General features: G+C 61.0%; 8 protein-coding genes. 3 read left to right on the top strand and 5 right to left on the bottom strand.

Going from position 1 to position 9303, the window contains the following annotated elements:
- Positions 1–386: 386 nt before the first annotated feature.
- Positions 387–2138: a flavin monoamine oxidase family protein gene (locus CKW21_RS21915; RefSeq protein WP_095195997.1), complete on the bottom strand. Its 1752-nt coding sequence runs from the start codon at positions 2136–2138 to the stop codon at positions 387–389.
- Between the two features lie 221 nt (positions 2139–2359).
- Between CKW21_RS21915 and CKW21_RS21920 the strand changes: the two genes are divergently transcribed.
- Together CKW21_RS21920 and CKW21_RS21925 are read left to right on the top strand one after the other, a co-directional pair.
- Complete coding sequence (locus CKW21_RS21920) at positions 2360–3766, top strand: adenosylmethionine--8-amino-7-oxononanoate transaminase (protein ID WP_095195998.1); 1407 nt, start codon at positions 2360–2362, stop codon at positions 3764–3766.
- Positions 3767–3909: 143 nt separating this feature from the next.
- Complete coding sequence (locus tag CKW21_RS21925; RefSeq protein WP_095195999.1) at positions 3910–4629, top strand: 16S rRNA (uracil(1498)-N(3))-methyltransferase; 720 nt, start codon at positions 3910–3912, stop codon at positions 4627–4629.
- 97 nt (positions 4630–4726) lie between these two features.
- On the opposite strand, the gene CKW21_RS21930 is transcribed toward CKW21_RS21925, so the two are convergent.
- The 3 genes from CKW21_RS21930 to CKW21_RS21940 are packed head-to-tail and all read right to left on the bottom strand — an operon-like array spanning position 4727 to position 7277.
- A complete protein-coding gene (locus CKW21_RS21930; RefSeq protein WP_095196000.1) occupies positions 4727–5629 on the bottom strand; it encodes a transporter substrate-binding domain-containing protein in 903 nt (300 codons plus the stop codon).
- Positions 5630–5659: 30 nt separating this feature from the next.
- Positions 5660–6010: a RidA family protein gene (locus CKW21_RS21935; protein ID WP_095196001.1), complete on the bottom strand. Its 351-nt coding sequence runs from the start codon at positions 6008–6010 to the stop codon at positions 5660–5662.
- A 25-nt stretch (positions 6011–6035) separates the two neighbouring features.
- A complete protein-coding gene (locus CKW21_RS21940) occupies positions 6036–7277 on the bottom strand; it encodes a D-amino acid dehydrogenase (RefSeq protein ID WP_095196002.1) in 1242 nt (413 codons plus the stop codon).
- A 109-nt stretch (positions 7278–7386) separates the two neighbouring features.
- Between CKW21_RS21940 and CKW21_RS21945 the strand changes: the two genes are divergently transcribed.
- Positions 7387–8304 carry a LysR family transcriptional regulator gene (locus CKW21_RS21945; protein WP_095196003.1) on the top strand — a complete coding sequence of 306 codons (918 nt, stop codon included), beginning with the start codon at positions 7387–7389 and terminating at the stop codon, positions 8302–8304.
- A 126-nt stretch (positions 8305–8430) separates the two neighbouring features.
- On the opposite strand, the gene CKW21_RS21950 is transcribed toward CKW21_RS21945, so the two are convergent.
- Positions 8431–9048 carry a hemolysin III family protein gene (locus CKW21_RS21950; RefSeq protein ID WP_095196004.1) on the bottom strand — a complete coding sequence of 206 codons (618 nt, stop codon included), beginning with the start codon at positions 9046–9048 and terminating at the stop codon, positions 8431–8433.
- Between the last annotated feature and the right edge of the window lie 255 nt (positions 9049–9303).

Genomic DNA, 9303 nt, shown 5'->3' on the forward strand with positions numbered 1-9303 from the left:
ACTTAAGAGCTTTTGAAGATTGGAGGCGGGTCTAAACAATCAGGATCGTAAGGATTAATATGGCATTTATGGGCCAGCTCCGGAGCGTGTCTTTTAAGAACGAATGCGCCGTTTACACATCCCGAGATCATTATCAAAACAATTACTGCTAAAAGTGTTTTCATATCCCCTCCGGTTTTCCAGAGCATAGACTTTAAGTTCAGGCCCCACCTATCATTTGGTTCTGGTTATTTTGTGGGAAGTATCTGATAAACCACTGAAACGTGTAGGACCGGGATCGTGGATTGTGCAACTCCCGGGCACAGCACAGGAAAAACCGGGATGTCTCACGTTTGATGAGCAAAAAAAAGCGCGACCCTCGGGCCGCGCTTTTTTACGCCTGAACGCTACTGAGCCTTGGTCTCAGTCGCCGCTGCTGGCTTCTTCGCCACTTCAGTCTTTTTCGCCGGCGCCTTGGCCGGGGCTTTTTTGACTTCAGCCTTGGCCACCGGCTTCTTCACCGGGGTTTTAGCCGGCGCCTTCTTGGCTGGCTCGGCCTTCACCGGTGCCGCTGGCTTCGGTGCTTCGACCGGTGCCGGCGCGGCGACTGGCGCCGGAGCAGGTGCCGGAGTTGGCGGAGCAACAGGCTCAGGCGCCTTGACCGGCTCCGGTTTCTTGTCGTCATCCGAACCACCGAACAGGTTGCTGAAGAAGTTGCCCTTCTTCGCCGCCACGGCGCCGGCTGCAGCGGCGGCTGCCACTGGAACGGCCTTCGCCGGTTCGAACGACTTGCCGGCTGCCAGGTCTTCGACCTGACTGGCCGCGCGCTGACCGGTGCGTAACGCACCTTCCAGGGTGCCCGGGTACAAGGTGTCGGTGTGTTCGCCGGCAAAGGCTACACGCTGGATCGGACGTTCCCACAGGCGCCAGTACTTGCTGATCTGGCCCGGGCCGAAGGCCAGGTAGGCGCCGCCCATCGAGGGGTCGTTGCTGTAGCGACGGATTTCATAACCGGTGAACGAACCGCGTGCCTGCGGATAAAACGCGTGCAGGCGAATCAGCACCTGGTCGGCAATCTGCTTGTCACCAAAGGCCTGCATGACCCGGGCGTTGTCGCCGGACAGGTTGATCACCACGTTGGCGCCGCCCTTGAGAGCCGGCTCGACCCACAACATGCCCAGCCCGGTGTTGCTGTAGATCTCGCCAGACATCCGCGCCTTGCTTTCCCACACCGGCGTCTTGAACTTCAGCATGATCTGGTCGCGCCAACCGTAGTTGGTGCCCTTGATCGCGGCCAGGTGCTGGGCGTCGAGCGCCGGCGTCATCTGGATCTTGTTCAAGGCGCGCAACGGCACGGCCAGTACCACGTAGTCCGCCTGATAGCCGACGCTACCGACCTTGACGGTGACGCCGTCCTTGTCCTGAGTGATGGAAGAGACCGGGGAGCTGGTCTTGATGGTTTTCAGTTGTTTGACGAAGGCTTGGGCCAGTACCGGGCTGCCACCGACCAGACGCGAAGCACGCAGGTCACGGTCGGCCACACCACGGTAAACGCGGCTCTGTTGCGCGAAGTACAGCAGCGACAGGCGCGACGGTTCGTCATAACGGGTACGGATCTGCTGATTCACCAGCTGTCGGGCAGTGGGCGGCAGGCTCAGGCGATCAAGCCAGTTGGACACGTTGATCTGGTCCAGAGCATGCAGCGTGCTGTTGGCGGACGGGTTCTGCGGGTCTTCGATCGAGCGCGCCAGGTCGTCCAGGGTCTTTTCGTAGCGCTTGAGCGCTTCGGCGGTCGCCGGCTCCTTGGTGGTCAGATCGGCAGCGGTGTAATACACGCCGTCGATCAGATAACCCGGGGTCCGCACGAATTCAGGTGCCGGCGTGGTGCTCAGCTTGAAGGTCGAGACGTATTTGTTCAGGACCGGTTGGGTCTTGTCGTTGCCGATCCACTCGCTGGTGGCCATGCCGGAACGGCCGCCCAGGCTCGGCTTGGCTTCCAGCAGCGTGACCTGCCAGCCCTTGTTTTGCAGTTCATAAGCAGCCGTGAGGCCTGCGACTCCGCCGCCGATCACGATCGCGGTTTTATCCTTGGCCAGCGCAGACACGCTGAACAGCCCCAACATCACCAGCGCACAGGCGCGCAGCCAACCGACAGACATTCAGCGAACTCCGGAAATACAGATGAAAATAGCGGTTTTTCGAGCCAGACGGCTCAAGAACCGCGAAGAATACGTCAGCCTTCAGACGCCCGCCAGCAACGTCTATCTGCCTATACAAAGTAGCTCATTAGACACAATGGGTTGTCCCCGTGCGATGCATTGCATAGGCTTGCGCGATTGCATGTCCGCGCCTGTCACGGACCGCCTCGAGGAGAATGAAAATGGGCTTGAATAAACAGTGGATGGAGCGCGATCTCGCGGTGTTGTGGCATCCCTGCACCCAGATGAAAGACCACGAGCAACTGCCGCTGATCCCGATCAAGCGCGGTGAAGGCGTCTGGCTGGAAGACTTCGAAGGCAAGCGCTACCTCGATGCCGTCAGTTCCTGGTGGGTCAACGTGTTCGGCCACGCCAACCCGCGGATCAACCAGCGCATCAAGGATCAGGTCGATCAGCTGGAGCACGTGATCCTCGCCGGTTTCAGCCATCAACCGGTGATCGAGTTGTCCGAGCGTCTGGTGAAGATGACGCCGGAAGGCCTGACCCGGTGCTTCTACGCCGATAACGGCTCGTCCTGCATCGAAGTCGCGCTGAAAATGAGCTTTCACTATTGGCTCAACCGCGGCCAGCCGAACAAGAAACGCTTCGTCACCCTGACCAACAGCTACCACGGCGAAACCATGGCGGCGATGTCGGTGGGCGACGTGCCGCTGTTCACCGAAACCTACAAGGCCCTGCTGCTCGACACCATCAAGGTGCCAAGCCCGGATTGCTACCTGCGCCCTGAGGGCATGAGCTGGGAAGAGCACTCGCGCAACATGTTCGCGGCGATGGAACAGACCTTGGCCGAGAATCACGACAGCGTGGCTGCGGTGATCGTCGAGCCGCTGATCCAGGGGGCCGGCGGCATGCGCATGTACCACCCGGTGTACCTCAAGCTGTTGCGCGAAGCCTGCGACCGCTATGGCGTGCACCTGATCCACGATGAAATCGCCGTAGGCTTCGGCCGCACCGGGACGATGTTCGCCTGCGAGCAGGCCGGCATCCGTCCGGACTTCCTCTGCCTGTCCAAAGCTCTGACTGGCGGTTATCTGCCACTGGCCGCGTGCCTGACCACCGACGAGGTCTACAGCGCCTTTTACGACGACTACCCGACCCTGCGCGCCTTCCTGCACTCTCACAGCTACACCGGCAACCCGCTGGCGTGTGCGGCGGCACTGGCGACGCTGGACATCTTCGAAGAAGACAACGTCATCGAGAACAACAAGGCCCTGGCGCAGCGCATGGCCTCCTCCACCGCGCATCTGGTGGATCACCCGAACGTCAGCGAAGTGCGCCAGACCGGGATGGTGCTGGCCATCGAGATGGTCAAGGACAAAACCACAAAAGAGGCTTACCCATGGCAGGAACGTCGCGGTCTGAGGGTATTCCAGCACGCCCTGGAGCGCGGCGCCTTGCTTCGACCGCTGGGTAGCGTGGTGTATTTCCTGCCGCCGTACGTTATCACCCCGGAGCAGATCGACTTTCTGGCCGAGGTCGCCAGCGAAGGCATCGACATCGCCACCCGCGATGGCATAAGCGTGGCGGTGCCGAAGGATTTCCATCCCGGCTTCCGTGATCCGGGCTGATTGATTTCACCTAAGCTTTCGCAGCGTCTGGAATGACCTCTTCGCGAGCAGGCTCGCTCCCACAGAGAACTCGGTCAACTGTGGGAGCGAGCCTGCTCGCGAAAGCGTCGCCATGACCTATACATGAATTACAGAGACCCAACATGAGATTGTCCCGCTTCTTCATCGACGCCCCCCTGAGCACCGGCGAGCACGAACTGCCCGAAGCCCAGGCCCATTACATCGGCCGCGTACTGCGCATGGCCGAGGGCGATGCGTTGCAACTGTTCGACGGTTCCGGCCATGAATTTCGCGGCACGCTGGTGGAAGTCGGCAAAAAACGCGTGGTCGTGCAGATCGACGAGCAGTTCACTGGCCAGGTGGAATCCCCGCTGCAGATTCATCTCGGCCAGGGCCTGTCCCGTGGCGAGCGCATGGACTGGGCGATTCAGAAAGCCACCGAATTGGGCGTCAGCGAAATCACCCCGATTTTCAGCGAGCGCTGCGAAGTCCGGCTCAAGGACGAACGCGCCGATAAACGCCTGCTGCACTGGCGCCAGGTGGCGATCAGTGCGTGCGAGCAGTGCGGGCGTTCCAGGGTGCCGGTGATTCATCCACCGATGGTATTGGCCGACTGGTTGAAACAGACCGAAGCGCAGCTGAAGCTGGTGCTGCACCCGGTGGCCGAACCATTGGTCAGTCATGCCAAGCCTTCGACCCTGGCGTTCCTGATTGGTCCGGAAGGTGGTTTATCGGATACGGAAGTGGATCAGGCCAAGGGGGCTGGTTTTCATGCTGCACGCCTTGGTCCGCGCGTGTTGCGGACTGAGACCGCGCCGGTGGTGGCGTTATCTGTGGCCCAGCAGCTTTGGGGTGATTTCTAGGGCCTCTTCACGAGCAAGCCCGCTCCCACAGTGAAACGCATTCCAATGTAGGAGCGAGCCTGCTCGCGAATGGCCGCGACACGGTCTAAAGGCTGACTTACTGCACCGGATCACTCACCGGCTTGGCGATGATCGCCTTGAGTTCGCTGGTCATCGGAAATTCCAGGTTCAAGCCTTTCGGTGGAATCGGCTGTTCGAACCAGCGCTGATAGATACCGTTGATCTCGCCCGAGCTATACAGATCACCCAACACCCCGTTAACCAGCGCCAGGAATTGCGGGTCGTCCTTGCGCACCATGCAACTGTAGATTTCCCGCGACTGCTCCTCCCCGACCACCACCCACTTATGCGGATCGTGGGCCTTGGCGCGCTCGCCGTAGAGCAGTGCATCATCCATGTAGAACGCCGCCGCGCGGCCCGACTGCAGCATCTGGAACGCTTCGCCGTGATCCTTGGCGCTGATCACGAACATATCGATCTTGTTGTCGACGTTGTAGCTTTTCAGAAAACGCTCGTTGGTGGTGCCGGCGGTGGTGACCACGTTCTTGCCGCGCAGGTCGGCGAAGCGCTTGATGCCGCTATCCCTGGCCGTCAGCAGCTGGCCTTTGACGTAGATGAAGCCATAGGAAAACGCCACTTGCTTCTGGCGCTCGGCGGTCACGCCGGTGGAGCCGCACTCCAGGTCCACGGTACCGTTCTGCACCAGTGGAATGCGGGTTTGCGAGGTCACCAGGTTGTACTTCACCTTGAGATCCGGCAGTGCCAGTTGTTGCTGGATGCGCTCGACAATCTTGCCCGCCAGATCCACCGAGTAGCCCATCGGCTTGCCGGTGTGATCGCCCACATAAGAGAACGGGACTGATGCATCGCGATAGCCCAGGGTGATGCTGTTGGCGCTGGCGATCTTGCTCAATGTGCCGGTCAGTGGCGCTTCACTGGCCTGGACCTGACTACCGAGCAACAGCCCGAGGGTGCAGCCGAGCAACGTGATTTTTTGCATTGTTATTCTCCGTTGTGGGTGTTGGGTATTTCAGAGGCGTGCGGCGATGACGGTGATTTCCACGAGTACCTGCGCACGAGCCAGTTCGGCTTGCACCGTAGTGCGGCTCGGGGCCTGCCCCGGCGATAGCCAGGCCGACCAGACTTCGTTCATCGCGGCAAAATCCTCGGTGATGTTTTTCAGGTAAATGGTCGCGCTGAGCAGGTGATCCTTGTCGCTGCCGGCTTCGGCCAGCAAGGCATCGATTTTCGCCAGCACTTCGCGGGTCTGGCCGCCGGCATCCACGGCATCGCCCGGCACCTGGCCGGAGAGAAACACCAGGTCGCCAAAGGTCACGGCGCCAGACAGGCGAGGGTTGCTGTGCAGTCGGGTAATGGTCATTGCAGTGTCCTCTTCAAAATGGAATTCAAGCGGCCCGGTGATTGAAGCCGTGCAGGTCGATGGAAGGTTGACGCTGGCCGATCAGCTCGCTGAGCAACCGACCGCTGCCACAGGCAAGGGTAAATCCGAGCGCGCCATGACCGAGGTTGAGCCACAGGTTGCGATAAGCCGTGGCACCGAGCAACGGCACACCACTGGGCGTCGCCGGACGCATGCCGGCCCACTCCACCGCCGACTCGTAGTCGCCGGCATTGGGGAAGGTGTCGCGCGCCTGGCGCTTGATCAGGGCCAGGCGTTCGGGATCGACAGCGGGGTCGAAACCGACGATATCGACCATCGCCGCCACCCGCCATTGCTCGCCGATGCGGGCATAGACGATCTTGCGGTCGTAGTCAGTGATGCTTACGTCCGGCGCCCGGTGGCCGGCGCCGATGGGCACGGTCAGGCTGTAACCCTTCAGCGGATAAAGCGGCAGGCGCAGGCCGGGCAGCGCCAGCAATGGACTGCGGTGGCCGGCGGCGATCACCAGGTGTTCGACCGGTTGCACATCGTCACCCAATTCGATGGCGCTGACCGTGCCATTGTCGTGGCGGATGCCGGTCACTGCCTGGCCCAGGCGAAACTCGCAATGACCCGACGCCTTCAGCCGTGCGGCCAACTGCTGACAGAACCCATGGCAATCGCCAACCTCTTCGTCCGGGGTGTAAATCGCACCGACAAAGGGGGCATCGGCCAGCGCTGGTTCAAGCGCTGCACACTCGATCGCCGACAACACCTGCTGCTGTTGCGGATCGGCCAGTTTTTTGCGAGCCTGCTCGAAGCTGCCGGCGGTACGAAAGGTCACCAGTTTGCCGTTGCGCCGCCATTGGAAACCGGCCAGCCCATCGTCCTCGCGCCAGCTTTTCAATGTGCTCTGGCTCAACAGCGCCAGACGCAACAGGTGCCCGGCGTTTTCTCGGTTGACCGAGCTTCGGCAGGCAGCAAGGAATGACGCCATCCAGCGCCACTGCACCGGGTCCAGGCGCGGGCGCAGCTTCAAGGGCGAATCACCGCGCAGCATCCAGCCAATGGCTTGCAGCGGCACACCGGCATCGGCCAGCGGCGCAACATAGCGATAGGAGAGCTGGCCGCCATTGGCAAAACTGGTTTCGCTGCCCAGCGAGTCCCGGGCCTCGACCACCGTCACCTCGAAGCCGTCGCGCACCAGCGCATAGGCCGTTGCCAGACCAATCACGCCGCCGCCGATGATGCACACACGCTGAGCCATGTCCGTCCTTAAAACCGTTGTGAAGACGAAGCCGAGGTTAGAGCCGGATGACAGGAGGCGGACAATGAATAAAGATACCTGACCCATAAACAAAGGTTATGGACTTGCCATGCGTCTTCGCCACATCGAGATTTTCCAGGCTATCCGCCAGACCGGTTCCATCAGCGCGGCCGCGCAATTGCTGCACGTCTCGCAACCGGCGGTGACCAAGGTGCTGCAGCATGCCGAGCAGCAGTTGGGTTTCCCGTTGTTCTTGCGGGTACGCGGCAAGCTGCAGGCGACGCCGGAAGCATTGGAACTGGAGCGCGAAGTCGACAAGGTCAGCGAAAGCCTGCAAGGCGTGCGACGTCTGGCCCAGAGCCTGCGCCGCCAGCCGGGCCACAGCCTGCGCATCGGCGCTACCCCGGCGCTGGCCCTGTCATTGCTGCCGCCGGCCATTCACGAATGGACCGGGCGCTACCCGGACATCGCCTGCGAACTGTCCAGCGCCCATAGCCGCGAACTGGTGCAGAACCTGCTGATGCGCGAAGTGGATGTCGCCCTGACCTTGCAGCGCCCGGATCATCCTGGATTGAAGGCCCAGGCCCTGGCGTCGGGGGTGCTGGTGGCGTTGGCACCGAAGGGTTATTGGCCGGACGAGAACGTCGGCCAACCGCTGCCATTGATGGCCCTGGCCGGTGCGCCCTTGATTGGCCTGTCCAGCGCCGACCCGTTGGCCGCCCGGCTCGACAGCTACCTCGAAGCGGTCGAACCGCCGCCCCGGGTGCGAATCGCCGTGCAGACCTATTCACTGGCCCGGGCGATGGTGGAATCCGGTGCCGGGCTGGCGGTGATCGATCCGTTCACGGCACTCGGCGCGTCAACTGCCGCGACGACCATTCGCCCCTTGGCACCGCCGCTGCCGATCACCCTGTACGCAGTGACCCGCGCCGCCGAACCTCCGCCTCACACCTTGAACGACTTGTTGCAGATCTTCAGTCGCCGGGCCCAGGCACAACTGGATCGCCTTATCCCGACACCCTCTTGAATCCAATAAATACCCCCTGTGGGAGCGAGCCTGCTCGCGAAGGCGGTGGATCAGCCAACGATGATGTGGGCTGAACTGACGCCTTCGCGAGCAGGCTCGCTCCCACAGGTAAAGCCACTGCGTGTTCTAAAGGACATAAAACAAAATCGCGACAAAGTGCAGCAAACTGCCGGCAATCACGAACAAATGCCAGATCCCATGGGCATGCCGAAGGCGGTGATCCAAAGCAAAAAAGATAATGCCCACGGTGTAAAACACGCCACCCAACGCCAACCAGGCAAACCCGGCACCACCCAATGCCGCCAGCAACGGCTTGACCGCCACCAGCACGATCCAGCCCATCACCGCGTAAATCACAATCGACAGAATCCGCGCTTCCGAACGCGGCTTGATCTCTTGCAGGATGCCGATCAGCGCCAGCCCCCAGACGATCCCGAACAGCGTCCAGCCCCAAGGCCCGCGCAGGGTCACCAGGCAGAACGGCGTGTAGCTGCCGGCGATCAGCAGATAGATGGAAAAGTGATCGACCTTCTGCATGATCGCTTTCTTGCGCCCGCGCACGCTGTGGTAGACGGTCGATGCGCTGTACAACACCAGCAAGGTAAAGGCGTAGATCGCCATGCTGACAATCTTCCACGGACTGCCATCGAGGCTGGCGACAACAATCAGCCACACCCCGCCGACAAACGCCGCCACCGCCCCGACCAAATGCGTCCAGGCGTTCAATCGTTCTCCGTGATACATCGCTTGCCTACCCCTCGAAAATCGTTACCGCAACGCACAAGGCTCAGGCCTGTAGGAGCTGTCGAGTGCAACGAGGCTGCGATCTTTAACGATCAATATCAAGATTAAAATCAAAAGATCGCAGCCTTCGGCAGCTCCTTGTATCTCGACTATCGCTCCATCAGGAGCGATAGTTCTCGACTGATCATCGAGGGAGGGACTTGGAAGCCGTGCAGCTCCTTAGGCTTTTTGCCTGTGATGTAGATCGTGCTCCAG

It is taken from the genome of Pseudomonas sp. Irchel 3A7 (assembly GCF_900187565.1).
Lineage (GTDB): Bacteria > Pseudomonadota > Gammaproteobacteria > Pseudomonadales > Pseudomonadaceae > Aquipseudomonas.